The sequence below is a fragment of the Hafnia sp. HMSC23F03 genome, assembly GCF_001816025.1.
GTDB lineage: Bacteria > Pseudomonadota > Gammaproteobacteria > Enterobacterales > Enterobacteriaceae > Hafnia > Hafnia paralvei.
The window spans coordinates 91537-118165 of the sequence record NZ_KV824234.1 but is presented as its reverse complement, the minus strand read 5'-3'; the positions used below and the strand labels follow the sequence as shown (position 1 = coordinate 118165).

Here is a 26629-nt window from a genome sequence, read left to right as displayed (position 1 = left end):
AAAAAACATCATCAGACTGTCATATCATATCGGAAAAACCACATAAACATCACCAACTATGGATATTAATGGGCGTGTCTGGTTGCGGAAAATCCGTAGTTGCACAGAGACTATCATCTGCATTGAATATTCCATGTCTCGATGGTGATTTTCTTCATCCCCGCCATAATGTGGATAAGATGGCAAATGGCCAAGCGCTTGATGATGATGATCGTTTACCTTGGCTACAGGCGTTAAATCAGGCTGCTTATGCCATGTTGCGTACTAATCCGAACTCGCTGATGGTCTGCTCTGCCCTTAAGAAAAACTACAGGGATATACTGCGACAAAATAACGCGGGGATACGTTTTATTTTCCTCAACGGTAATAAGGATGTTGTCAAAGAACGGCTTCAGCAGCGTAAAGGACATTTTTTTAAAGCTACAATGCTGGACTCACAATTTAACACCCTCGAAAATCCTGATGTTGATGAGAAAGATATTATTACTATCGATATTAATCAAACATTGGACTCAGTGGTTTCAGAGTGTATTAAACAAATAAACAAAACCAATCTTTAATTACTATTTAAATTAAAAGATACATTAGCGAGTTTCTAATGCCAGCCCACTGGGAATATCCATTATGAATAAAAGAACTCCGCAGGATATTGAACGTAGTGCAATTAAAAAACTTACACTACACATTGTCCCATTAATGATACTGCTCTATTTCTTAGCCTTTCTTGACCGTAATAATATGGCCTATGCTGCTATGGCATTAGAGGACAGCCTTGGTTTAACAGCATCAGCTTTTGGATTCGCCTCAGGTATTTTCTTTATTGGCTATTTTATGTTTGAAATACCAAGCAATGCAGGGACCATAAAATTTGGCCCACGCATATGGTTTGCAAGGATCTTAATTTCATGGGGTGTGTTTGCAACTTTGCTTGGTTTTGTTAGAACACCAATGGAGTTATATATCTGCCGTTTTATGCTTGGCGTCTGTGAGGCAGGATTTTTTCCTTCAGTAGTCTACTACTTTACAGTATTTTTCCCACAAAAGTATCGCACAAGAATTTTAGGCATGTTTATTATTGTCCAACCCCTGTCTAATGCGATCGGCTCTCCAATTTCTGGTTTTATTCTGAATATAGATCAAGGCTGGTTTGGCTTGGAGCCATGGCAATTGCTGTTCATCATAGAAGGTATTCCGCCAATTATTATTGGCTTGCTAATTCCTTTTATTATCAAAAACTCCCCAAAGGAAGTAAATTATCTAGATATTGAAGAAAAAGCGTGGTTGATGAGTAGCACCGAGCGCTCCAAATCGGGGTCCAAAATTACGCTCTCTGATTTCTTTAACGGAATTAAAAATCGTAAGTATCTACTGTATGCAATGCTGAATTTCGGCATGGTGTGTGGGATTTATGGTTTTGGCATGTGGCTTCCCTCGATCATCACTGCTATCTCAGGCGACGATATCTTTAAGGTCAGTCTGATGGCCTTAATTCCCTATGGTCTTGCAGCATTATTAGTCTATCCCTGGAGCCTGTTGGCAAGTAAAACTCAAAAAATCGGCGTGTTTGCCGGTATCAGCATGGTTGTTGCGGCGATGGGCTTAGTGGGCGCGGTCATTTTCTTTAAATACAACGTATTTGTCTCACTATCGTTTCTATGTATTGCCGCTATCGGAATATATACCTCCGTTCCCCCATTTTTATCTATGCCGGCCAATATTTCGTCGGGCGCAGCAGCGGCAGCCGGATTAGCCGTCGTAAGTTGTATCGGTAATATCGGCGGTTTTGTTGCCCCTTATGTGGTTGGCGTACTGAACGATATGACCCATAGCAGCATGCCAGGTCTCATCTTTTTGTCTTTATGCTTATTGGTTACCGGTCTCATTTGCATTTTTTACTGTGCCAAACAGCGTGAAGGCGTTATTCAATCCGAATCCTTTTCAGGAAAAAATTAACACACGAGGTATTAATCATGGGAACTCTAACAGGTAAAAAAGTTTTTATTACTGGCGCAGAACAAGGGATTGGGCGAGCTACAGCGGAGCAATTAATTCGCTCCGGCTGCGATATCTATCTCCACTACCATAGCGGTGAAGAAGGCCCCAAAGCGTTGGCGGCGTTAGCTCATTCATTGGGGCAAAAAGCCGCCTATGGTTATGCTGACCTGATTAATGCTGAGGAAGCCGAGCATTGTGTTAACACTGCAGCCGAATTTTTGGGTGGGATTGATATATTAATCAATAATGTGGGTGGAATAGTCGGCCGTAAATGGCTAGGTGAAATTGACCGTCAATTCTGGCAGACCGTTCTCGATGTGAATATGACAACGATGCTTAATGTGACACAAACTGCACTACCTTTCTTAAAATCATCGGCCGATGGCGCCAGCATTGTCAATCTGGCGTCCTTAGCTGGCCGTTCTGGGGGGCATTCTGGATCTTTAGTTTATTCCACGACGAAAGGAGCTGTGCTGACGTGGACCCGCTCTTTAGCTGCAGAACTCGGCGAGCATGGCATTAGGGTAAATGCCGTCGCACCCGGTTTGATTCTCGGTACGCGTTTTCACAATCGTCATACCACCCAAGAATCAGCAGAACAGACGATTCAGGCTATTCCTCTTGGCAGAGCGGGAACACCCGAAGACGTTGCTCGAGTGATTAGCTTTCTTGCCGCTGAATATGATGGCTTTATTTCTGGCGCGACCATCGATATAAACGGTGGAATTTATCGTATGTAATTCACTTACTGGCAGCCGTCAATTTTCGGCTGCCTTTACTCACTCGAGAATAATTATGATTAAATCAGAACTCATTCACCCTGAACTGTTGTGCTCGCTCGCTAAATGTGGCCATAAAACACAGGTGCTGATTGCTGATAGCAACTACTCAGTCATCACAAACTCCCCTCGTCAGGCAACGGTTATTTATTTAAATCTCACGCCTGGAGTCGTACCTGCGACATTAATTCTAGAAAAGATCCTTACCAGTATTAACGTTGAAAAAGCCGTCTTAATGGCTTACCCCTCTGACTTTATAAATACAATTGAATCTGAATATCGGCAGATACTTCCAGAAAACTGCCCGATAGAATACTTGCCACGTCAAGATTTCTATAACCAAGTCAAATCTGATCAAACACTATTAGTGATTGCATCAGGAGAACAACGTCGATTTGGTAATCTACTTCTTACCGTAGCCCCAGTTTTATAATGTTATCCACGTTGAAAACATAATAATACCAAGGGATGTATAGAGCCGAAGTAAGGTAGTTCACACATCCCTTTATCACTACGTAATAGACGCAACGACATACTGTATTTTTTGCTGAGATATTTATTGGTGAGACTAAACAGCGCCCATCACCACAAAACGAAGGTCGTGGCAAAAAGTGGTGTATTGCTCGTCGGACAATGCTTGCTTACTGCTAAGCACGATTAATTTATGATCGCTCATTTCTGCATGATAGCTTGGATGATGATGAGCAAAGTCATTTTGAATAAATCCTAAGCTTTGATAAAAGCGCAGTCGACGATGAGCAATCTCCGTGGTTAACGGATCAATTTCCAACACCGTTTGCGGATGAGTAGCCAAGAAGCGTTCGAGAATTTGTTTACCAAATCCTCGTGAGCGAACGCTAGGTTCAATGGCTAGATGTTCAATGTATGCATAGTGCTTAAACATCCAGTAGCCGATAAAACCGACGAAGGTGTTGTCGAATTGCCATGCCTCTAGATGATATGCAGGATTGGCCAAAGCCGCGTGTTTCGCCCTTTCCTCTCGTTTTTCATGGTAAGGAAATGCGCTTGCATAAAGGTGATCTATTAACGTATAGAGTTTTTCATCCGTGTTTGTTATACGCGTAATGCTAAACATCTTTATCTCTCAGGTTTATGGGGGATGGATTAACTATAACAGGATGGATAATAATGAAAATGCACTGCGGGTGTTTTGCGAGTGTATCACTTATTTATGTTCGACAATTTGATGACTTCAGAATTAAAAATCCACCGGCAATCTCCGCGTCGTGTTACGCAAAGCTTGCTCGGTGGATCTGTGACGTACCTACGTTCAAATTTCAATCAACTTAAACGCTCGGCATTATGCCGCTTGATTCTTATCCTTCATATTACGCAAGAAGCCTTTTACCAAAACAATCGCCGCACCAATCAATCCGCCAAGTAAAACAGACAGAATGAGAATCAGTGCTCTCTTTGGCGCATCTTTGATCATAGGTAACGAAGGCTTCTGCGAGTACGAGAATGCCTCAAACTTATCATTACCCGTATCGCTTAGCTTAATTTTCTGCAGTGCTTGCAACGTTTCACGGTTGGAGTAATAGCTATCACTTAAATATAGCGGCCAGCTTGACTCGTTATTTATTAATGTCTTTAGAGCAGATTCTCCGAGCATAAATAGCATATCATCAGACAGTCCGTTCACTTCTTTAACCGCGACATTTTTTGTATCAGTCGCTTCAGCGACTTTAAGCGCTTCTGTTAATGCCGTCAGACGACGATTCTTTTTAGCCTCGGCGGTTTGAAGTTGGGCATCTAGTGAGGTGTTAATAGCATCCATTCGCACTTGTAGCGCTTTGCTTGCATTAGAATAAAAACTGCTAGATGTTTCCTTATTGACCTTGTTCAGCACCGCTAACAGTGATTTTTGAGCTTCTTCTGGCGTCTCTGCACTGAAGCTTACGGTGAAGGAGTCTTTGCTGCCTGAATTTGTCGGTTTAATATCTAACGGCTTTTCAGGCATAAACGCTAGAGTTTCCGCCGACATACGTGATACGAAATTAGCGAATACATCATTGCTAATATCTTTACTATTTGAAGGGTCAATAACAGCAACTGCCGTTGGGTAGTCGGCTAATTGACCTAGCTGTGGAGGTGTTATTATCGCCGTTGACGTCCATTGCTCTTTTGCGATGACGATGTATCCGATAGCTAAAACAATAGCAATACACACCGCGGCAATGATGGTCTTCTTTCCATTCCATAGCTGTAGCAGCAGATCGATCAGATCAATCTCATCGCTGTTGTTTTTTTGCTCAAAACTCATAGGATTTCCCATACATATTATTAATTGTTCTAGCTAATATTTGTTCTTTTACCAAATAATATATCGCCATTACCCATAGCTGGCGGTTGATATATCGCGCACGAATATGACCGCTGATAGTACTAAATACCTTATCGATACTCAATCGGACAAAACGCTGTTCCACCTTTATTTCATCTAAGATTTTTCCGTATTTGTAAGTATAGGTAGCCATTATTTTTCTACGAACCGCAATAGCAATTTAACGTGCTTCTGGTAGATTGAATGAACTGTATTTTAGGCTAACTCAACGAGGCAATTTGAAATGAATATATTTGTAACCGGTGCTACCGCAGGATTCGGTGAAGCTATCACGCGCAAATTTATCAAGAATGGACATCATGTCATTGCAACCGGTCGCCGTTTGGAACGCCTCGAAAAGCTCAAAGATGAACTGGGTGATGCACTAACAATTCTGCAGCTAGACGTACGGAATCGCGCAGCCATCCAACAAGCGCTGGAAAGCCTCCCTGTTGAGAAACGTCGCATTGATGTCTTGGTCAATAACGCTGGATTAGCGCTGGGGCTTGAGCCTGCACACAAAGCAAATATTGATGACTGGGATACGATGATTGACACAAATGCTAAAGGTTTAGTGAATATGACCCGCGCAATCCTACCTGATATGGTTGAGCGCAATGTTGGACACATTATCAATATCGGTTCAACGGCAGCGAATTGGCCTTACGCTGGGGGTAATGTTTACGGCGCCACCAAAGCATTTGTAAAACAGTTCAGTTTGGGTCTACGTGCTGATTTACACGGAACTCGAGTGCGCGTTAGCGATATTGAACCCGGTCTGGTTGGCGGCACTGAGTTCTCAAACGTGCGTTTCAAAGGTGATAATGAGCGTGTTGGTAAAACCTATGAAAACGCCAATGCCCTCAGTGCTGCAGACATTGCTGAAGCTGTATATTGGGTTGCAACGCTGCCAGCACATGTCAACATCAACACCATTGAAATGATGCCAGTGAGTCAGTCCTTCGCCCCGCTCTCCGTTTACCGCGGTTAAGCATCAGATAACAAGCTAAACTTTTGCATTGAACGCCTGTATCAATCGTTGAAGTTTAGCTTTATCTGCCTTTCTCTCTTTTCACTAAACCACACCGCAACCGGTCTTTATACAAACTATCAGCGAAACTGATCGGGTGTTATAGTGTCTTTATATCGCGTGTGGTGATCGAGAAATTCGGTCATGGAAAAATGAGGATAACTACGTGAAACTAAAAAAATTACAGATGGCCGCTCGTTGGATGCCTTTAGCGGCAGCACTCATTATGGGCGGCTGGCAAGCATCTGCCTTGGCTGATTCTTGTGCATCAGGCAGCACGTGTGTATTCGGCTCAAGCGGCGGTCAAGATAACTCGCTGACGAAGGAAGATGCGCGCCAGCAAAAAGAGCAATGGGATGATACTCGCTCTTTGCGTAATAAGGTGAACACACGCGTTGAGAAACAGTTCGATAAATTCGATAAAGCGGTTGATTTGCAGGATGCATGTGAGAAAAGCCTTAACGTCAACGCTTACTGGGAGCCCAACACCCAACGTTGCCTAGATAGAAATACCGGTCGCCCGCTTAATCCATAAGCGTTGAAGTCGAGTCTACCCTTAGGAAACTTGGAGGATATTTCATGAAGAAATCACTGATTGGCATCATGCTGTTAGGCGCGATTCCATTGGCTGCTCAGGCATCCTGTGAAACCGTCAAAGCCGATATTAGCCAAAAGATTATCAATAATGGCGTGCCTGAGTCAGGCTTTACGCTGGATATCGTGCCAAACGATCAGGCGGAATCTAGCGGTGGACAGGTTGTCGGCCATTGCGAAAACGATACGCAGAAGATTATTTATCAGCGTACCAATGGCAATGAAGATGAGAGCACCGCAGCCCCTGCCGCGCAATGATCTCAATGAAGAACTAAAGGTAAGAGGCTGCATATTGCAGCCTTTTTTACATCTAACACTCACTCTCTAACTCCACATTTGGCGTACTCTGTGGCTTTAATTTTGCTGGAATAAGCCAAGCGGTAATAAGCGCAAAAAGTGAAAGTATTGCGGCAGCCATGAAAACCCAATGAAGTGATGCGGCGACTTGTTCCGTTAGATGCTGCATTGCGGAGTCAGCAATAAAACCCTCTCTATGTAGACTCATTAATTTCTGCACTGGGTCGTGAATATCGGGCAATCGCCAGTCGAGGTTCAAGTTTAACGTAGCACCAAGAACCGCGGTGCTTAGCGCTGAACCCAGCATCCGAGTAAACACCGTTGAGGCCGTAGCAATACCTCGCATGGTTGGCGGCGCAATGTTTTGTACCGAAACCAAAAATGTGGTGTTAGTCATGCCCATACCGCAGCCGATAATAAAGGCGGCGATGCGCCCCCACAGTAGACCGCTATTAGGCTGCTGCATCAGTAGAACAAGGCTTCCGGTAATCAATAATATGCTGCCAAATAGCGCCGTCGTCCGATACGAGGTACGGAGCATCATGCGACCGCTCAGCGCGCTGGCGATCGGCCATCCAATTGACATCATGGCCAGAGTCGTTCCCGCTTGCAGTGGCGTGCCGCCCATGACACCTTGCACAAAAGTAGGTAAAAACGCAGCAACCCCCATCATCGAGGCCCCCACAACTAAGCCGCCGATATTACCTGCCACAATGACTTTATTCCGCCATAACTCGAGTGGAAAAAGCGGCTCGATTGCTCTTCTCTCTTGGCGTAACAGGAAAAATGACGCTATAGAGGCTATCAACAGCAACGGCACCACCCAGTACCCCAGAATATCGGCCTGAAGCAGCGCAACTAAAAGCGATGCCACAGCAATGGTTAGCCAAGCCGTACCCGCGATATCCAACGGATGGACTCGTGGCTGGAGTGTTTCTGGGAAGTAACGCCACAATAAGTACATGGCCGTAAGTCCAATGGGAACGTTAACCCAAAAAACCAGAGCCCAGTTAAAATGCTGCACAATAAAGGCGCCCATCAGCGGACCCACAATAGCGGATACTCCCCACACGCTGGAGAGATACCCTTGAATTTTAGGGCGTTCTGACGGCGAATAAATATCAGCAACGATGGTAAAGGCAATTGGCGTGATTGCACCTGCCCCCATGCCCTGTATCGCGCGAAAAATAATCATCCACAGCATGTTGTTGGCAAAACCACACAGTACGGATCCCAACAAAAACAGCGATGCGCCAATGTAAAACATGCTTTTGCGGCCGTAGAGATCGGCCAGACGTCCGTAGATCGGAATAGATATCGCCTGAGTCAGCAGATACGCCGCAAACATCCAGCCTAATAGTGAAAAACCGCCTAAATCACCGATGATGGTTGGCATGGCAGTAGAAACAATCGTTACCTCAACCGCAGCCATAAATGTGGCAAGCATGCAGGCTGTTAACACGATACCGCGCTGCCCATGTTGCTGTTCAACCTGTTCCACCATACTGCTGCCTCATCTGAAATAATACGTATAGCTAGCCTGTTACAGTAGCATGAATAATAAAAGGTGGATGATGAGCGGTGCAAGGATGCGAATGAGATTGCAAAATAAGTCGGTTTTAACTCCAAATTGTGACACTGTCACACATATGTTTTACATATACCTAAATTCAATTGATTGTTAAATCCTATTCTAACGATAGGCACCCCCTGCCCATATCATTGATAGTGGTCAATAAAGAGGCAGGTTGTAACCCGCACTATGAGTAAGCCAATTTTGGCCCTCTGAGGATTGCGTCCATCGCAGACGCGCTCCTATTTCATGCTCTGAAATGGAGTTTTAACATGATAAAAATAACCAAAGTTTTAGGGATTGCTGCGACGGTGGGCGTTGTGGGATACCTAGGTCTGGCGGGATACGTTTATTACCATGACAAACAGCGCATCACCATGCCTGAGCAAGCATCGCTCTCAGCGCAGAATGCTGCGGTATTGAAAACGTTGAGTGAGAAAGGCTGCGACTACTGTCATACGCCATCGGCGAAGTTACCGTTTTATTCACAGTTCCCGATTGCGAAGCAATTAATGGAATACGATATCAATCTGGGCTACAAGTCGTTTGATCTCACGCCAATCCGCAACAGCCTGATCCATGATACCCCTCCGCCACAGGGAGATATCGCTAAAGTGGAATGGGTAATGCAGCACAATACGATGCCACCTACTCGCTATACCGCTTTGCATTGGGCTGGCTCTCTCAGTGAAGAAGAAAGCAAAGGCATTCTAGACTGGGTCAAAGATCAGCGTATTAAATACTATGCGGCCAAAGACATGTCTCCCGCGTTAATGAACGAACCCGTTCAACCATTGCCACGGTCGATCCCTGTTCAGGCTGATAAAGTGGCTTTAGGTTTCCGCTTATATCATGATCCGCGTTTATCTGGTGATAACTCTATCGCCTGCGTACATTGTCACCAGTTAGGCGCTGGCGGTGTTGATGGGCGACAAACCTCGATTGGCGTCGGCGGTGAAGTGGGCCCCATCAACGCACCGACAGTGTTTAACGCAGTTTTCAACGTTGAACAGTTCTGGGATGGCCGAGCACCTGATTTACAAAAGCAGGCAGGAGGCCCACCACTGAATCCAATCGAGATGGCATCTAAGTCTTGGGATGAGATTACGGGCAAACTTAATCAAGATGCGGCGCTAAAACAGCAGTTTACGGCGGTTTATCCTGAAGGCTTTACTGGCGATACCATCACCGATGCGATTGCTGAATTTGAGAAAACGCTAATCACACCGGATAGTCCGTTTGACCGCTATCTTCGCGGTGAAGATAAGGCGCTAACGGCTCAACAGCTACATGGTTATCAGCTATTTAAAGATAACAAATGTGCTACCTGCCATACGGGTAAAATTTTGGGCGGCCAGGCGTTTGAGCCACTTGGCTTGAAACAAGATTTCGCTTTCGGTCAAGTGACTAGTGCGGATATTGGTCGTCTGAACGTAACCCAAGGTGAGCGCGATCGTTTCCGTCAGAAAGTGCCGACGCTACGTAACGTTGCATTGACGGCACCGTATTTCCATCGCGGTGACGTTCCGACGCTTGATGAAGCTGTAAAACTGATGCTGAAATATCAGGTAGGCACCACGCTTCCACAGCAAGATGTGAATGATATCGTCGCCTTCCTTGAATCGCTAAATGGGGTTTATACCCCCTATCCCATTCACTAGCCTCTGACTGACTGTGCTGCATGATTGCAGCACAGTTTCTTCCTGTAGATAAAACCCTTAAACTGGCAATACTCTTCTGAATAGCGCAGCCGAAATCGCCTGTGCATACTGCGACGGAAACCCACGGCCAATATGACTTCACCACGCATGAAACGTTTGATTCATATGCAACATTATCAACTCATGCTACGCCGTTTGGTTATTTCAATGATCCTCGGTATTGCTGCTGCCACCGTCGTTTGGTTATTTCATCAGGCGATGCTTCAGCTTGAATGGCTATTTCTCGGTAGTCGTGGCGGAAGCTTAGTGGCCGCTGCTGCCGATCTGCCATTATGGCGGCGCTTGCTTACGCCAGCACTTGGGGGATTGGTAGCCGGTTGTATTTTGTGGCTATTCCAGAAATATCAGCACCAGCGCCCTTCAGCCCCCACCGATTATATGGAGGCTTTTGATGCTGGCGATGGTCGTTTAGATGTATCCGCAAGTCTGGTTAAAAGCCTTGCTTCGCTTATCGTAGTTTCCAGCGGCAGTGCCATTGGTCGCGAAGGGGCGATGATCCTGTTAGCCGCCCTGTTTGCTTCAATATTCGCCCGCTATTTCACTCCGTTTAAAGAGTGGAAACTGTGGGTCGCCTGCGGTGCCGCCGCCGGTATGGCTAGCGCTTATCATGCGCCGTTAGCCGGTAGCCTATTCATCGCCGAGATCCTGTTCGGTTCTCTGATGTTGGCGTCGCTGGGCCCCGTGGTGATCTCCGCCGTTAGCGCGTTGTTAATGAGCAATTTGCTGAATGGCGGGCAAGAAACTCTCTATCAGGTACAAATTCTGACTGCGCCGTGGCCTATTCAGTACGTACTCATGGCTGTGCTGGGCATTATCGCGGGTTTTGCAGGCCCCCTCTTTTTAATGCTGATGCAATACAGCAGCAATTTCTTCCATCACTTGCGCCTGCCGCCACCGTTGCAACTGGCGCTTGGCGGGTTAATTGTAGGGGGACTATCGATTCTATTTCCAGAAGTCTGGGGGAATGGCTACAGCGTGGTGCAGTCACTATTAACAGCACCGCCCGGTGTGTTGCTTATCGCCGCCATATTGATCTGTAAGCTGGTGGCTATATTAGCCAGTAGCGGATCGGGGGCTCCCGGTGGCGTATTCACACCCACGCTGTTTATTGGTGCCGCGTTGGGGACGTTGGTGGGACAGGTCTGTGCCATTTGGCCTGAGATGGGCCAGCATATTACGTTATTGATGGCGCTAACAGGCATGGCAACGCTATTGGCAGCAACCACCCACGCGCCGGTGATGTCTGCATTGATGGTGTTTGAGATGACGGGAGAATACACCCTGCTTCCAGGATTGCTACTAGCATGTGTGCTAGCAACGACCCTATCTCGCTGGCTGCGGGCAGGGTCGGTATATCGAAAATAAAAAGCGTTCGTTATTTTAGCGGTGAGAGATCGATATATTTAGAAAGATCTTTCTCTTCAGGGCGGAACAGATAGGGAATCTCGCCTAACTGTGGCCCAGGCAGTTTTTGACGCAGCGCTTCCAGCGTTTCCGCATAATGAGACAGGCCTGGGTTGATTCGGTTAGCAATCCAGCCAGCAAACGGCAGACCATCGTTGATAATCGCTTGTGCTGTGAGGATCGCATGACTAATACAACCCAGCTTAATCCCCACCACTAAAATGACAGGCAATTGCTCTTGCACCACCCATTCAGACAGTGGACGCAAATCTTGCATTAATACACGCCATCCGCCAGTTCCTTCAACGACCAAATGCTCCGCTTTGCAGCTCAAATTCTGCAAGCCGCGGCTCATCAAGCTGTAGTCCAGTGCCTCACCCGTATACGCGTTAGCAATTTCTTCCTGCAGCGTGATGGGGTTCACTTCGTCGTAGGTCAATGGAATCGAAGAGGATGCCTGCAATGTTAACGCATCTTTATTACGCAGTCCTTGCGGGGTTTCTTCGCTACCAACGGCAATAGGTTTATAGCCTAAAGCAGTAGCGCCAGAAGCATGGATGGATTGCAGTAAAGCACGAGAAACGACGGTTTTACCTACTTCAGTGTCAGTTCCTGTGACGAAAACACGCTTTAACATGAATATTACTCCGGAGAAACTCCGACAAAAATACAAAAAATTGGTGGAGTGATCACTCTCCTCCACCGTCAAGAATAGAGAAAAGTCTAGGCGAAGCAGCAAAGCGGCAGCTTGCGTTAGCTCAATATTTTGTTTATCGAGCGGACAAATTCATGAAATATCGCGATTTATACCAAAATAGAGGTATGAAATAGAAAGGTGTGTAGCCGAAGAAATGTAGGCGGAAAATCAACCTTGAAGTAACTGAACCAGCAATGACCCATTATACAGCGCCTCTTTGACCAAAGCGGCAGCTGGCATGGTGCCATTATTACGGAAACGGGTCGCCTCGACGTTCAAGCCTTGAGCATAGTACGGGAGAGATTGCTGTTGGATTGCCGCATTAATCGAAGGAAAAAGGATTGCGCTTGCCTGATTGAGCGGTGAGCCAATTAAAATCTTGTCTGGGTTAAACAGGTTTACCATGATAGCCAAAATACGACCGACGTTATTACCGACGCTGCTAATAATATCTTTAGACAGCTGATCGCCCTGCATCGCGGCCTGACAGATAGCGTCAATGGTAATGGGGCCATTATGTAACAGCGACGAGGGAGAAAGAGGTAAACGCTGCTGAGCCAGATCCAGAATATGATCAAGCCCCGCGACGGTTTCTAGGCAGCCATGATTTCCGCAATAACATTGTTTGCCGTATGGATCGACCTGAGTATGGCCAATTTCAACAACGCTATGACGCCCACCATTGAGCAAACGCCCATCGGTAATCACACCCGCGCCAACATCATGGTCGATCACAACCTGAATCATATTGCCGCAGCCTTCCCCTGCACCGAACAAGGATTCGGCCATTGTCCATGCACATATGTCATGCTGCAGGAATACCGGTAGTCCCGTATGTTGCTCTAGTTCTGGGCCAAGAGGCATATCACAGACATCAGCATAAAATGGCATGCGATGTACCATGCCTTTGGCGGAATTAATTAACCCCGGAAGCGTTATTGCAATAGCGGTCAAGCGTTCTAATTTATTTTGATGCCGAATAAAAAACTGATCGATTTCATTAATGATGCGCTCAAGCAGCGGCTGTTCGGCCTGAGCCGGAAGATCTATATCGTCTTCCGCAACCAATTTACTGCTTAAGTCACGCAGTGCTAGCGTCATGACGCCATGTCCAACGCGTACACAGAGATAGTGCCAAGCGACCGTATCCAGAATTAAACCCACCGCAGGACGCCCACGGCTACCGAGATCCTGAAATTCAGTTTCCTGCACCAGATGAGCTTCAAGCAGTTCGCGCACAATTTTAGTGATACTGGCCGGGGCTAGCTGAGCGCGTTTTGATAACTCAATGCGTGAAATTTGGCCATGTTGATCAATTAGGCGGTATACCGCCCCTGCATTTATCTGCTTTATTTGATCAATATGTCCCGGTTGGCTTTCAGCTATCACCGACCTACTCCTGCTTATTTTTCACGCTTCTAAATAAATATTAATGCTATGGTGTCGGTTTTGTGGAAACGCGTCAACTATTTGATTCGTTATGTGATTTAGCGCACAAATAAGCTCAGCTACACAGACTTTATTTTCGATTATTTTATCTGCTGTTGAGAGAGCATTAACGCGATTAGGGCCGTTGCCTGCGCGGTTAATGCCCTATTCTTGTTGTAAACTAACCAAACTTCAGTGAAAGCATTGTCTTCATCCAAGGGCCGATAGCAGACGCCATCCACTTGGATGCGAGTAAAAGATGCGGGCAAAATCGAAACGCCCAACCCTGCTGACACTAAGCCAACAATCGTCATCGCCTCTCCGACTTCTTGCGTGATGTAGGGCGTAATCCCCGCATTGAGCAGTAAGGTTAAAATCTCGTCATACAACGCCGTCCCAACTTCGCGTGAGAAAAAAACAAAAGGCTGATGGGCTAAATCGCTAAATTTAAGCGGCTTATGCTCCCCCGCCGCTAGCGGGTGATTTTTATGCAAAACGGCAACCAGTGGCTCACGTAACAAGAGTTGATGCACCAGGGTGTCGGGGAGACGAGTGTTACGCATGACGCCGAGATCTAACTTCCCTTCCAACAACGGTTCGATTTGTTGCTTAGTGTTCACCTCACGCATTTGCATATGCACCAAGGGATAACGTTGCCGGAAAGAAAACAAACTGCTGGCGACCTGGCTAATAAACGGGGCTGAAGAGGTAAAACCAATTTTCAGGCTCCCCAACTCACCGCGATGCGCTCGCGCCGCCGTTTCTGCCGCTTGTGAAAGATGGTTAACGATTTCATAGCACTCCTTGAGAAACAGCTCCCCAGCCTGAGTCAGACTCACGCTGCGATTGGTGCGTGCTAATAAGCGTGCCCCGACTTCTTGTTCAAGGTATTGAATTTGCTGGCTTAGTGGGGGTTGAGAAATATTCAACCGCTCTGCGGCGCGGCCAAAATGGCACTCTTCTGCCACCGCAATAAAGTATTTAAGGTGTCTGATTTCTATACGCATTTTCTTGATTGATACTTTTAAAGTCTCATTTGTATTTATTAATATATTAGACAATAAAATGGCAGATACCTATGCTGAATTTACATCAGCCGTTGTGAGCTACCGCACATTAATAAGGTCAGTAGAGCTGGTTAACCGTTACACCCGATATTTTCGGTAAGGATACAGAGTGGATACCCCTTCGGCTGAAAGTATGCAGCCTCAAGCTGGCTCGGCCTCAACGCCTTCTGCTGCGCCAACGCGTCGTACATTAAACAAACTCCCCTATATAGAACGTGGACAGCCGCAGTTTATTCGCGTCACTCTTGCGCTTTTCTCCGCCGGTCTCGCGACTTTTGCCCTGCTGTATTGCGTGCAGCCTATTCTGCCGGTGTTGTCGCACGACTTTGGCATTTCGCCCGCCAGCAGTAGCCTTTCTCTTTCTGTGTCTACGGGCCTCCTTGCCGTTGGCCTGATGTTTACCGGCCCGTTATCGGACGCCATTGGGCGCAAACAGGTGATGGTCACCGCGCTGCTGTTGGCGGCGATTTGCACACTGATTTGCTCGATGATGACTAGCTGGCATGGAATTTTGATTATGCGCGCCATGGTTGGGCTTTCGCTCAGCGGCGTTGCAGCAGTGGCGATGACCTATTTGAGTGAGGAAATTGACCCCGCAGTGGTGGCTTTCTCTATGGGGCTTTATATCAGCGGTAATTCAATTGGCGGAATGAGTGGACGATTAGTTAGCGGTGTACTGACCGATTTCTTCTCTTGGCGAATCGCTCTCGCCATCATTGGGTTGTTCGCACTCGCGGCTGCATTTATGTTCTGGAAAATCCTTCCGGCCTCTAAACACTTCCGCGCAACTTCACTTCGCCCACGGACGTTGCTTATCAACTTCCGTTTGCACTGGCATGACCGTGGACTGCCACTTCTTTTCGCCGAAGGTTTCCTGCTGATGGGAAGCTTTGTGACCCTGTTTAATTATATTGGCTATCGCCTGCTTGGCACGCCATATTCTCTTAGCCAAGCCTTTGTGGGACTCTTATCGGTCGTATATCTCACCGGCTCCTATAGTTCCCCCAAGGCAGGCGCACTGACCAGTAAATTTGGCCGTGGTCCGGTTCTGACGGTGTCGATATCCATTATGCTGATCGGGTTACTTATTACCCTATTCGCGCCGTTGGTGGCTATTTTTATCGGAATGATGCTGTTTACCGCCGGTTTTTTTGCCGCGCACTCCGTAGCAAGTAGCTGGATCGGCCGCCGTGCTCGCCGTGCCAAAGGTCAGGCATCCTCTCTCTATCTATTTTGTTATTACGCGGGCTCTAGCGTCGCGGGAACGCTGGGGGGAGTATTCTGGAATAAGTATGGTTGGAACGGCATTGTGATATTTCTCGGCGTGATGTTATTACTCGCCATTTGGATCAGTCGTTCTCTAAAACGCTTACCCGAAGCAAGACGTATATAAATAAGAAAGGGCCGCATCTGCGGCCCTTGATACCTGCAACTAACGGTGATTACAGCGCGCGCAGAATAGCTTCAACGCTCGCTTTGGCATCGCCGAACAACATTTGGGTGTTCTCTTTAAAGAACAGTGGATTTTGAACGCCAGCGTAACCGGTATTCATCGAGCGCTTGAATACGATAACATTTTGCGCTTTCCATACTTCCAGTACAGGCATACCCGCGATTGGACTGCGTGGATCTTCCATCGCGGCTGGGTTAACGGTATCGTTCGCGCCGATCACTAAAACGGTATCGGTGTCTGCAAAGTCATCGTTGATTTCGTCCATTTCCAGCACGATGTCATACGGCACTTTGGCTTCAGCTAATAATACGTTCATGTGCCCCGGCAAACGCCCTGCGACGGGGTGAATACCAAAGCGAACTTTTACGCCCATGGCGCGAAGCTTAGCGGTAATCTCAGCAACGGGATATTGAGCCTGAGCCACAGCCATGCCGTAACCTGGGGTGATGATGACCGATGAAGAGCCTTTCAGCTGTTCAGCAACTTCTTCTGCCGTCGTTTCACGGTATTCGCCCATCTCCTGATCTTCACCAGTAGAAGAACCATCCGTACCAAAACCACCGGCAATAACGCTGAAGAATGAACGGTTCATCGCCTTACACATAATGTAAGACAGAATGGCACCAGAAGAACCGACCAAAGCACCCGTTACGATAAGCAGGTCGTTACTCAGCATGAAGCCAGCCGCAGCCGCTGCCCAACCGGAGTAGGAGTTCAGCATTGATACCACAACCGGCATATCCGCCCCACCGATAGACGCCACTAGATGCCAGCCGAAGGCTAACGCAATGATCGTCATCAGCAGTACACACATGACCTGTACGCTGGTACTTCCGGTATTCACGAACCATACCATGAGCAGGAAAGAAACAACCAACGCAGCCAGATTGAGCTTGTGACGATTTGGCAACATCAATGGTTTTGATGAAATCGTGCCGCGCAGTTTACCGAACGCCACGATTGAACCGGTAAAGGTTACCGCACCGATGAAGATGCCAAGGAACACTTCGGTCAGATGGATATTCTCCATCACATGTTCCATTGAGCCCGGCTGGTGTTCGATAAAGCTGTTAAAGCCAACCAGCACTGCGGCTAAACCGACAAAGCTGTGCAGCACGGCAACCAGCTCTGGCATTTCGGTCATTTCGACTTTCTTTGCCAGATAAACACCAATAGCACCGCCGATAACCATGGCGACAATAATCCAGCCTACGTTGCTGGAATCAGGGCCGAAAATGGTTGCGATCAGCGCGATAGCCATCCCGACAACGCCGAAGATATTGCCCTGCTTGGATGTCTCGTGCTTAGACAAACCCGCCAGACTGAAAATAAACAGGATTGCGGCAACAATATATGCTGCAGTAACTAATCCTCCAGACATGTGTTACCCCTTAGTTCTTCCGGAACATTTTCAGCATGCGCTGAGTCACGGTGAATCCACCAAAAATGTTAATGCTAGCAATCAGCACGGCGATAAACGCGAAGAAAGTGATCCAGCCGCCATGACCGATTTGCAGTACGGCCCCCACGACAATGATCCCTGAAATCGCATTGGTCACCGACATCAACGGTGTATGCAACGCATGGCTGACGTTCCAAACCACGTAATACCCGACCACGCAAGAGAGCGCAAAGACGGTAAAGTGAGAAAGGAATTCTTTTGGTGCAACATTCGCCAGCCAACCAAACAGGATAATAGCAACGGCCAATATGGCGTACTTTCTGTATGGGGAGGCCGGTTTCTCTGGCTCTTTAGCGGCAACAGGCTCGGCAGCTTTGGCTTTAGGCTGCGCTGAAACCTGAATCGGTGGCGCAGGCCAGGTAATTTCACCGGTTTTAACCACGGTAACGCCGCGAATCACGGTGTCATCGAAATCAACGTTCAACGTACCGTCTTTTTCTTTACACAGAAGCTTGAGTAAGTTCACCAAGTTCGTCGCATAAAGCTGAGAAGACTGGGTGGGTAAACGGCTTGGCAGATCGGTATAGCCGATAATTTTCACGCCGTTTGGCGTTTCAGTCACGGTATCCGCAACGGTCAGTTCACAGTTGCCACCGGTTTGCGCAGCCAGATCGACAATCACGCTACCCGGTTTCATCGATTCAACCATTTCTTTGGTGATCAACCGTGGTGCAGGTTTCCCTGGGATAAGCGCCGTCGTTACAATGATATCGACATCTTTAGCCTGTGCAGCAAACAGTTCCATCTCAGCCTTGATAAAGGCTGGAGACATCACTTTGGCATAGCCATCGCCGCTGCCCGCTTCTTCCTCGAAGTCTAACTCGAGGAATTCTGCGCCCATACTCTGAACCTGCTCTTTCACTTCTGGGCGGGTATCGAATGCACGAACAATTGCACCAAGGCTTCCGGCGGCACCAATCGCAGCCAAACCGGCAACGCCAGCGCCGATAACCATCACCTTCGCCGGTGGTACTTTACCCGCTGCGGTGATTTGCCCCGTAAAGAAACGACCAAACTCATGTGCTGCTTCGACAATAGCGCGATAGCCAGCGATGTTGGCCATTGAACTCAACGCATCTAGCGACTGGGCACGTGAAATACGCGGCACCGAGTCCATAGCCATTACGGTAACCTGACGTTCTGCCAGTTTTTGTAGCAGCTCTTGATTTTGCGCGGGCCAGATGAAGCTGATTAATGTACTGCCCGGATTCATCAGAGCAATTTCTTCATCTTCTGGCGCGTTGACTTTTAAAATGACGTCGGACTGCCAAACATCTTCATAGCCGACAATTTCAGCGCCAGCTTGCTGGAACGCCGCATCGTCGAAACTGGCTAATTTGCCGGCACCATTTTCGATGGCCACGGTAAAACCCAATTTGAGTAGCTGCTCTACCGTTTTCGGCGTAGCTGCTACACGGGCTTCATTGGCCAACCGCTCTCTGGGTATACCAATACGCATAATCTTCCCTTTTCACCTGTCAATAAGATGAGCGTCATCCTGAAGGAGCGATGACCGTTAGAGCTTTACAGCTCAATGTTTGCTAAACCTTTTTTACAAGGCGTATTGCCAATAACAAAACGCCTATCATTTGAGGTACTGATAGCTACCTATAACCTACTGAAAATAGAGTTGATGATCCACTATTCCCATGCACTTGACGGATATATTTAATAAAAATTATCGTTCTGTGTATGTTATTAGTAAAACGATTGTAAAAACCGAACTCATGGCATTGATTTTACCGAAAAAAATCTGAGCAGAGATTCATCACATTTGCACTTTCATTCAGTTAAATCAGACGATTGAAGTTTGTAGTTAACATAAACTTAACACCGGTGCGGTAATCTGATTCTCCAATGTATTTCTTTGGTTTATATCCGTATGGCATAAAAATGCGATTTAGTTACCATATCACTGACTACGCATAAATTACTGAGGCATGACAACTTATTACATGTAATAATCTGCCCCATTATTTTTACAAACACTGTCACCCTGATTGATTGTGCAGCAAACACTGTGAAAGACTAAACAGTACTCCCTGCCACACTCGTCAATGCAAAAAAGGCGTAAAGGATTTTTTATGAAGCTGAAAACCACCATTATTGCATCAGCGTTATTGTCTCTTACTGCGCTGTCTGCTCAAGCGGCACAAGAACTAACGCCAGAGAAAGCCTCCGAACTAAAGCCATTTGACCGAGTCACCATCAGCGGACGTTTTAACGCGATTAATGACGCAGCAAGCGCAATCTCTCGTCGTGCAGATAGCATGGGTGCGGACTACTTCTATATCCAAGATATCAACAACAGCAATAACGGCGGTAACTGGCGCGTAACGGCCGACGTTTATAAGAAAGATGCAGAAACGGTTAAGAACACCACCCAATATCGCGTGTTCAATGGCGTTAAAGAACTGCCTAAAGCAGAAGCTTACGAACTGCAGCCTTACGATACCGTGACCGTGAGCGGCTTCTTCCGTAGCCAGCCTGAGGTAACCGAAGCGATTAGCCGTGCAGCGAAGAAAAAAGACGCTGACTCTTTCTTTATTGTTCGCCAAATCAATGCCAACGGTGGCGGCAACCAGTACATCACCGCTTACATCTATAAAGCCGACGCGCCTAAGCGTCAGGTGCAAAGTCCCGACGCCATTCCAGCGGATTCTGAAGCAGGTAAAGCGGCACTTGCTGCCGGCGGCGCGGCAGCCGCAAACGTAGAAATTCCAGGCGTAGCGTCTTCGGGAACGCCAAGCGCGGGTATTGGTCGTTTCTTCGAAACCCAGTCATCCACCGGCAAGCGATACACCGTAACGCTACCTGATGGAACAGAGATTCAGGAAGTGAATAACACAACCGCTGCGCAGATGGTTCCGTTTGACTCAGTGACCTTTACTGGCCACTTCAATAGTATGACTGACGTTTCAACTGAAGTTGCTAAACGAGCCGCTAAAAAAGGCGCTAAGTACTACCATATTACGCGCCAGTGGCAGAACAAGAGCGGTGGCAACCTTACGGTTAGCGCTGATCTGTTCAAGTAAATTTTTAAATTATTACGCCACAAGGGCAGCCACTGGCTGCCCTTTTTTATTCAACCTTGCAAAGAACGCCCTCGTCATTGGCGTGCTTGGATTGATCTTCATGCATTTTGCATATTTTTTTGCAAAAAACGCATAGGCATCCATTGCACCCCTATCCTTCAACTCGTACAATCGGCGCCACTTTTTACGGTTTATTGTTTTGTTTATTTACGGCTACAACCCTATTTAAACCAACCAGATGTTATCAAACAGTTAATTAAACTGCTTTCAGGATTTTGCATTGGAAAAAAAACTCGGACTCACCGCTTTAACAGCTCTTGTCCTCAGCTCTATGTTGGGGGCTGGGGTTTTTAGTCTGCCACAAAATATGGCTGCCGTAGCCAGCCCAGCTGCGCTACTGATCGGTTGGACGATCACCGGTGTTGGTATTTTATTCCTTGCTTTTGCCATGTTGCTGCTCACACGCCTTCGCCCAGACTTAGACGGCGGCATATTCACCTATGCGAAAGAAGGCTTTGGGGAGCTGATCGGCTTTTGCTCTGCGTGGGGATACTGGCTGTGTGCGGTCATCGCTAACGTCTCCTATCTGGTGATCGTTTTTGCGGCGCTAAGCTTCTTCACCGACTCCGCCGGACACACCGTATTTGGTGATGGTAACACTTGGCAGGCCATCGTCGGCGAATCCATTTTATTGTGGGTGGTTCACTTCCTGATTCTGCGAGGGGTAAAAACCGCTGCCGGAATTAATTTGGCGGCGACCTTAGCGAAATTATTGCCGCTGGGTTTATTCGTCATTTTGGCCGCGCTGGCGTTTAAGATCGATACCTTCAAGCTAGATTTCACCGGCGTTAAGCTCGGCGTTCCTGTTTGGGAACAGGTTAAAGACACGATGCTATTCACTCTGTGGGTATTTATTGGGGTCGAAGGCGCTGTGGTGGTTTCAGCTCGAGCCAAACATAAAAAAGACGTTGGCTTGGCGACCATGTTGGCAGTTATCTCTGCCCTGGTGGTTTATCTGCTGATTACCCTGCTGTCACTGGGGGTTATGCCTCGTGCCGAACTTGCTGAAATCCGCAACCCATCGATGGCTGGTTTGATGGTTAACATGATGGGGCCAATGGGCGAGATCATCATTGCTGCCGGTCTGATTGTCTCCGTTTGTGGTGCCTATCTGAGCTGGACTATCATGGCCGCCGAAGTGCCGTTCCTTGCCTCTCAGCACGGCGCTTTCCCTAAAATTTTCGGTAAGCAAAACAGCAAAGAGGCGCCAGCATCATCACTGTGGTTAACTAACGGCGCGGTACAAATCACGCTGATTATTATTTGGTTGACCGGTGCTAATTACAATAATCTGCTAACCATCGCATCCGAGATGATTCTCGTGCCTTACTTTTTAGTGGGCGCATTTCTGCTGAAAGTGGCTCGCCAGAAGCAGGATAAACGCATTATCTTCGCCGCGTATGGTGCCTGTGCGTACGGATTATGGCTGATTTATGCCTCCGGTATCACTCATCTTCTGATGTCTGTCATGCTGTATGCGCCTGGGCTGCTAGTCTTCATGTTTGCTCGGCGAGGCCTAGAGGGTAAAAAGGATCTGTGCGGCATGGAACGTATGGGGATCTTCTTACTGTTACTCGCAACTTTCCCCGCTGCTTGGTTTATGTTTGGATAACGACTGAGAATGAAATGCAAAAAGGTGGCTTAATCAGCCACCTTTTTATTTTGTCCGTTTTGTCTCTGTAGACGCTATGCGCAACGCATATGACCTATTTACGCTTAGGCTCTTTCGTCGTCGTAATCACAACATGCAAACGCTCGTCGTATTGGGTCATACTGACAGCATTTCGGCACTCAGCCTGTATGGTCATGAGTTGCTCATCTTCCAATGCATAGGGAAGCTGAATGTCTAACTCTTGAAGCCCCTGATTTTTGACCAGTTCGATCAGACGTACGATATTGGTCTCATCGCTGACCTGTGTCGATAAAACCTGCATTGCTAATTGACGAATCTGCGCGTTGAGATTCTCAATCGATTTTGATTGAGAGCGAGTCACCATACCGAACAGCGGCATAACGCCATAGATGGCATCAATAAAACCCCAGTGCTTGTTACAGGAAGCCGATAGAAACCGAGTGTAATCAAAACAGAGCGCTTTTCTATCCTCTACGGTTGAATGATTACCGGACATTACCTTAGCCTCCCTCACTTGGATTGCGACATAGCGCACAGATAAAATTGTATCAAAATGATGTTTTGCAGGTGCTGCAGATATTTTTTAATTATTCAGCCAATTCATAATGGCACTTTCTTAAATAGAAAACCACACAGAAAATGAAACTTAATATAAGAAATATAAATATCATCATAGACGCAGCATTATTTTATCTTCCCATTAAAAAATTAACTTAATCGTTAATTACATTTTACAAAATTAACATCATATATATTACCTTAATAATACCAGTAATATCACTTATCTCTCTTTCGCCGCAGCCCGCCTGAGTCGACAGGCCTCGTACTGTAGCCTGAGTGCCTGCGAGTGGTTAAAAGTGCAAACCATACGTCCCGTTATAAAATCATTTTTAAACAGAGTATTTATAAAAGTAGATAAAATTAATTTTTAATTCATTAAACTTATATTTATAAAACTTTATACTCTGCGGCAGAGCCTTTATTTTAACGTAGATATTACTACTACTAATGTATTCCAATCGCACGTAACACTATAAAAACAGTGATTACGGCCTCAATCACGTGTCTGATAATCTGAAACGTTTCTCTATGTTAACCATAGCGACAGATGGCATAATCAGCGGCGACATTCGACTCGAGCGCAATGCTAACGATCATAGGAAGCCGACACATGACAAATGCCTATAACGCCCCCATCCTGATTACCGGTGGCGCCCGCAGAATCGGGCTGGCGTTAGCTCATGCATTGCTAGCACAAGGGACACCTGTCATTGTCGCCTATCGCAGCGAATACCCCGCATTAGATGGACTACGTCAAGCGGGTGCAATATGTATTCAGGGAGACTTTACTCAAACCCAAGAGATCTATCGGTTTGCTGAGCAGATCAAATCCTGTACACCAAAACTGCGCGCTGTCATCCATAACGCCAGTGCATGGCTTGCTGAGACTACCGAGATCGCGCCAGAAGATACGCTGGCTAAAATGCTGCAGATTCACGTCTATACCCCCTATTTGCTCAATCAGTTACTTGAACCGTTACTGGTTGGTCAAGGTGAGGCTGGCTCAGATATTATTCATATTACGGATTATGTCGTGGAACGAGGCAGTGCTAAGCATATTGCCTACGCGGCAAGCAAAGCCGCATTAGACAATATGACCCGCTCCTTTGCCGCTAAATTGGCGCCAGAAGTGAAAGTTAACGCCATCGCCCCCGCCCTTATAATGTTTAATAGCCTCGATGGTGAGGACTACCGTCAGAAGGCTTTGGACAAATCACTGATGAAAATTGCTCCCGGTGAACAAGAAATTGTGAACACCATTGAGTTTCTGTTGAACAGTCGCTTTGTTACAGGACGTACTATTAGCGTTGATGGTGGCCGACCATTACGGTAACGCGCTGCATTTCTGTTTATTTCGAATGGTCGCTCGCTCAGATTGCGCCGTTCGTATGAGTTTTTCTTCACGCTAAGGCTTAAGAATCGTTATGAACAACATTGTTTTCGTTGAAGATGATCCAGAGGTTGGTCAGCTAATTGCCGCTTATCTCGGCAAGCACGATCTTGACGTCACCATCGAGCCCCGCGGCGATACCGCGATGGAAACGATTGTTCGCCTTAATCCTGATTTAGTTTTGCTCGACATCATGCTGCCAGGCAAAGATGGGATGACGCTGTGTCGCGATTTACGACCGGTTTATAAAGGTCCGATCGTACTACTGACCTCCTTAGATAGTGATATGAACCATATTCTGTCTTTGGAAATGGGCGCCAACGATTACATTTTGAAAACCACGCCGCCGGCGGTGCTGTTGGCTCGCCTGCGCTTGCACCTTCGTCAACATCAGACTTTGACTGCTGAGGCGGAAACGTTACCAACGAACACTCGTAACGGCATCCATTTTGGCCAGTTACGTATCGACCCCGTTAACCGTCAAGTCACGTTGAAAGATAAAAATATCAGTCTTTCAACGTCAGATTTTGATCTGTTGTGGGAACTGGCAACACACGCAGGCACCATCATGGATCGCGATGCTCTATTGCTAACGCTGCGTGGTGTCAGCTATGACGGTATGGACCGCAGCATTGATGTGGCGATCTCTCGCCTACGGCGTAAATTAGACGATAGCGCAACTGAGCCGTTCCGGATCAAAACCGTACGCAATAAGGGCTATCTGTTTGCACCAAACGCGTGGGAATAACTCTCGATGAGAAAGCTTTTTGTCCAATTTTATCTCCTGTTGTTCGTCTGTTTCTTGGTCATGGCGATGCTGGTTGGGCTCGTTTATAAAGTGACTGCCGAGCGCGCTGGACGCCAGTCGATGGACGATCTGATGAAAAGCTCGCTTTATCTGATCCGCAGCGAACTGCGCGAGATCCCTCCGCGAGATTGGAATAAGACCATCAACAAACTTGATTGGAATTTATCCTTCAAATTTCATATCGAACCGCTAGGCAAACGACAGTTAGCTCCTGAGCTTGAAAAGAAGCTACGTAACGGCGAAATTGTGGCGTTAGACAGCGAATATTCTTTTATTCAGCGCATACCGCGTAGCCACTATGTATTAGCGGTTGGCCCTATTCCTTATCTTTTCTATCTGCACGAAATGCGCCTGCTAGATTTGGCGCTGCTACTGTTTATCGGTTTGTCCCTTGCGTTGCCCGTGTTTCTTTGGATGCGACCGCATTGGCAGGATTTATTACGGCTTGAAAATGCCGCTCAGCGTTTGGGTGAAGGCCATCTGGAGGAAAGAACGCATTTTGAAACCACCTCTAGCCTGCATCGTTTAGGTGTGGCCTTTAATCAAATGGCTGACAATATCAATACGCTGATCGTCAGTAAAAAGCAGTTGATTGACGGTATTGCTCACGAGCTACGTACGCCGCTGGTGCGCCTACGCTATCGCCTAGCAATGAGTGACAATCTGTCGGAATCAGAGCAAACGGCGTTAAATCGCGATATTGAACAGCTCGAAGGCCTGATCGATGAACTCTTAACCTATGCGCGCCTCGACCGCCCACAGGTGGAAACCCATCTTGAAGCTATCGATCTACCCAAATGGCTGGCCGAACGCATTGCTGATATCCAGATGATTCATCCCGAACATGAAATCACGCTGGATATTCCCCATGAAGGCGATTTTGGCGCCGTCGATCTACGCTTGATGGAGCGTGTGCTAGATAATTTAGTCAATAATGCGCTGCGCTACAGCGAGAAAAGGCTACGCGTTGGGTTATGGTTTGACGGCAATAACGCATGTTTACAGGTGGAAGATGACGGTCCAGGTATTCCTCCTGAGGAGCGCGAGCGAATATTTGAGCCTTTTGTCCGCCTTGACCCAAGCCGCGATCGCGCAACCGGTGGATGTGGACTCGGCTTAGCCATCGTCTACAGCATTGCGCAAGCTTATCAAGGCACCATCTCGGCTAGCGGCAGTTTGTTGGGCGGCGCATCATTCTTATTCAGTTGGCCACGCCGTCAGACCAACACACTACCGACGGTCGGTACACAAGCCGCTCAACCTCATACCCACTGATCTTCTCGTTTTTAATTTGTTTA

The 26629-nt window shown here is 47.1% G+C and carries 26 protein-coding genes; 15 read left to right on the top strand and 11 right to left on the bottom strand.

The genetic code is table 11. The features are described from left to right. Positions 1-26 precede the first annotated feature (26 nt). The 4 genes from HMPREF3091_RS17120 to HMPREF3091_RS17105 all read left to right on the top strand — a co-directional run bounded on the left by HMPREF3091_RS17120 (position 27) and on the right by HMPREF3091_RS17105 (position 3207). Positions 27-560 (top strand): gluconokinase, encoded by a 534-nt coding sequence (locus HMPREF3091_RS17120; protein ID WP_083321458.1) that lies wholly within the window; start codon positions 27-29, stop codon positions 558-560. 64 nt (positions 561-624) lie between these two features. Then, positions 625-1953, top strand: coding sequence for an MFS transporter (locus HMPREF3091_RS17115; RefSeq protein WP_004089703.1), 1329 nt, complete (start codon positions 625-627; stop codon positions 1951-1953). Between the two features lie 17 nt (positions 1954-1970). Further along, positions 1971-2735, top strand: coding sequence for an SDR family NAD(P)-dependent oxidoreductase (locus HMPREF3091_RS17110; RefSeq protein ID WP_004089705.1), 765 nt, complete (start codon positions 1971-1973; stop codon positions 2733-2735). Between the two features lie 55 nt (positions 2736-2790). Next, on the top strand, positions 2791-3207 hold the full coding sequence (locus HMPREF3091_RS17105) for an RbsD/FucU domain-containing protein (protein WP_070717377.1): 417 nt from the start codon (positions 2791-2793) through the stop codon (positions 3205-3207). A gap of 135 nt (positions 3208-3342) precedes the next feature. Here HMPREF3091_RS17105 and HMPREF3091_RS17100 read toward each other — a convergent pair whose 3' ends face one another. From HMPREF3091_RS17100 to HMPREF3091_RS17090, 3 genes are all read right to left on the bottom strand, one after another. After that, entirely contained in the window at positions 3343-3870 is a 528-nt protein-coding gene (locus HMPREF3091_RS17100; RefSeq protein WP_070717374.1) for a GNAT family N-acetyltransferase, read from the bottom strand. A gap of 225 nt (positions 3871-4095) precedes the next feature. Then, a complete protein-coding gene (gene wzzB, locus HMPREF3091_RS17095) occupies positions 4096-5058 on the bottom strand; it encodes an LPS O-antigen chain length determinant protein WzzB (RefSeq protein WP_004089712.1) in 963 nt (320 codons plus the stop codon). Continuing rightward, positions 5048-5272, bottom strand: coding sequence for a hypothetical protein (locus tag HMPREF3091_RS17090; RefSeq protein WP_070717371.1), 225 nt, complete (start codon positions 5270-5272; stop codon positions 5048-5050). The genes wzzB and HMPREF3091_RS17090 overlap by 11 nt, the downstream gene beginning before the upstream one ends. 90 nt (positions 5273-5362) lie before the next feature. Between HMPREF3091_RS17090 and ydfG the strand changes: the two genes are divergently transcribed. From ydfG to HMPREF3091_RS17075, 3 genes are all read left to right on the top strand, one after another. Further along, positions 5363-6109: a bifunctional NADP-dependent 3-hydroxy acid dehydrogenase/3-hydroxypropionate dehydrogenase YdfG gene (gene ydfG / locus HMPREF3091_RS17085; RefSeq protein ID WP_004089717.1), complete on the top strand. Its 747-nt coding sequence runs from the start codon at positions 5363-5365 to the stop codon at positions 6107-6109. 226 nt (positions 6110-6335) lie between these two features. Then, positions 6336-6683, top strand: coding sequence for a DUF1283 family protein (locus tag HMPREF3091_RS17080; protein WP_172635521.1), 348 nt, complete (start codon positions 6336-6338; stop codon positions 6681-6683). Between the two features lie 44 nt (positions 6684-6727). After that, the gene (locus HMPREF3091_RS17075) at positions 6728-7000 is read left to right on the top strand and encodes a DUF1161 domain-containing protein (protein WP_004089722.1); all 273 of its coding nucleotides are present in this window, start codon (positions 6728-6730) and stop codon (positions 6998-7000) included. A gap of 52 nt (positions 7001-7052) precedes the next feature. On the opposite strand, the gene HMPREF3091_RS17070 is transcribed toward HMPREF3091_RS17075, so the two are convergent. Continuing rightward, positions 7053-8543 carry an MDR family MFS transporter gene (locus tag HMPREF3091_RS17070; RefSeq protein ID WP_070717367.1) on the bottom strand — a complete coding sequence of 497 codons (1491 nt, stop codon included), beginning with the start codon at positions 8541-8543 and terminating at the stop codon, positions 7053-7055. A 341-nt stretch (positions 8544-8884) separates the two neighbouring features. Here HMPREF3091_RS17070 and HMPREF3091_RS17065 point away from each other — a divergent pair, with 341 nt between their 5' ends. Together HMPREF3091_RS17065 and clcB are read left to right on the top strand one after the other, a co-directional pair. Further along, positions 8885-10273 carry a cytochrome-c peroxidase gene (locus tag HMPREF3091_RS17065; protein WP_070717365.1) on the top strand — a complete coding sequence of 463 codons (1389 nt, stop codon included), beginning with the start codon at positions 8885-8887 and terminating at the stop codon, positions 10271-10273. Between the two features lie 147 nt (positions 10274-10420). Continuing rightward, positions 10421-11698, top strand: coding sequence for a voltage-gated ClC-type chloride channel ClcB (gene clcB / locus HMPREF3091_RS17060; protein WP_070717362.1), 1278 nt, complete (start codon positions 10421-10423; stop codon positions 11696-11698). A gap of 10 nt (positions 11699-11708) precedes the next feature. Here the strand turns inward: clcB and bioD are convergent, their stop codons facing one another. The 3 genes from bioD to HMPREF3091_RS17045 form a co-directional block, all read right to left on the bottom strand. Further along, positions 11709-12374 (bottom strand): dethiobiotin synthase, encoded by a 666-nt coding sequence (gene bioD / locus HMPREF3091_RS17055; RefSeq protein WP_070717358.1) that lies wholly within the window; start codon positions 12372-12374, stop codon positions 11709-11711. A 228-nt stretch (positions 12375-12602) separates the two neighbouring features. Then, complete coding sequence (locus tag HMPREF3091_RS17050) at positions 12603-13823, bottom strand: sugar metabolism global transcriptional regulator Mlc (protein WP_070717355.1); 1221 nt, start codon at positions 13821-13823, stop codon at positions 12603-12605. Positions 13824-13963: 140 nt separating this feature from the next. Next, positions 13964-14869 (bottom strand): LysR family transcriptional regulator, encoded by a 906-nt coding sequence (locus HMPREF3091_RS17045; protein ID WP_070717352.1) that lies wholly within the window; start codon positions 14867-14869, stop codon positions 13964-13966. Positions 14870-15062: 193 nt separating this feature from the next. Between HMPREF3091_RS17045 and HMPREF3091_RS17040 the strand changes: the two genes are divergently transcribed. Beyond that, a complete protein-coding gene (locus HMPREF3091_RS17040; RefSeq protein ID WP_004089739.1) occupies positions 15063-16322 on the top strand; it encodes an MFS transporter in 1260 nt (419 codons plus the stop codon). Positions 16323-16371: 49 nt separating this feature from the next. Here HMPREF3091_RS17040 and pntB read toward each other — a convergent pair whose 3' ends face one another. Both pntB and pntA read right to left on the bottom strand, forming a co-directional pair. Then, a complete protein-coding gene (pntB, locus tag HMPREF3091_RS17035) occupies positions 16372-17763 on the bottom strand; it encodes a Re/Si-specific NAD(P)(+) transhydrogenase subunit beta (protein ID WP_008813484.1) in 1392 nt (463 codons plus the stop codon). 10 nt (positions 17764-17773) lie between these two features. Next, positions 17774-19303: a Re/Si-specific NAD(P)(+) transhydrogenase subunit alpha gene (gene pntA / locus HMPREF3091_RS17030; RefSeq protein WP_070717349.1), complete on the bottom strand. Its 1530-nt coding sequence runs from the start codon at positions 19301-19303 to the stop codon at positions 17774-17776. Positions 19304-19928: 625 nt separating this feature from the next. Between pntA and ydgH the strand changes: the two genes are divergently transcribed. Next, a complete protein-coding gene (gene ydgH / locus HMPREF3091_RS17025) occupies positions 19929-20879 on the top strand; it encodes a DUF1471 family protein YdgH (protein ID WP_070717346.1) in 951 nt (316 codons plus the stop codon). Between the two features lie 12 nt (positions 20880-20891). On the opposite strand, the gene HMPREF3091_RS23010 is transcribed toward ydgH, so the two are convergent. Next, positions 20892-21023: a hypothetical protein gene (locus HMPREF3091_RS23010; RefSeq protein WP_256385891.1), complete on the bottom strand. Its 132-nt coding sequence runs from the start codon at positions 21021-21023 to the stop codon at positions 20892-20894. A gap of 136 nt (positions 21024-21159) precedes the next feature. On the opposite strand from HMPREF3091_RS23010, the gene HMPREF3091_RS17020 reads away from it, so the two are divergent. Further along, positions 21160-22551, top strand: a complete 1392-nt coding sequence (locus tag HMPREF3091_RS17020) for an amino acid permease (protein WP_008813481.1) — start codon at positions 21160-21162, stop codon at positions 22549-22551. 94 nt (positions 22552-22645) lie between these two features. On the opposite strand, the gene HMPREF3091_RS17015 is transcribed toward HMPREF3091_RS17020, so the two are convergent. Then, the gene (locus HMPREF3091_RS17015; protein ID WP_070717343.1) at positions 22646-23068 is read right to left on the bottom strand and encodes a hypothetical protein; all 423 of its coding nucleotides are present in this window, start codon (positions 23066-23068) and stop codon (positions 22646-22648) included. Positions 23069-23743: 675 nt separating this feature from the next. On the opposite strand from HMPREF3091_RS17015, the gene folM reads away from it, so the two are divergent. The 3 genes from folM to rstB all read left to right on the top strand — a co-directional run bounded on the left by folM (position 23744) and on the right by rstB (position 26606). Then, on the top strand, positions 23744-24466 hold the full coding sequence (folM, locus tag HMPREF3091_RS17010; RefSeq protein ID WP_070717340.1) for a dihydromonapterin reductase: 723 nt from the start codon (positions 23744-23746) through the stop codon (positions 24464-24466). Between the two features lie 91 nt (positions 24467-24557). Further along, complete coding sequence (rstA, locus tag HMPREF3091_RS17005; RefSeq protein ID WP_004089761.1) at positions 24558-25271, top strand: two-component system response regulator RstA; 714 nt, start codon at positions 24558-24560, stop codon at positions 25269-25271. A gap of 6 nt (positions 25272-25277) precedes the next feature. Next, on the top strand, positions 25278-26606 hold the full coding sequence (gene rstB, locus HMPREF3091_RS17000) for a two-component system sensor histidine kinase RstB (RefSeq protein WP_070717339.1): 1329 nt from the start codon (positions 25278-25280) through the stop codon (positions 26604-26606). Positions 26607-26629: the final 23 nt, after the last annotated feature.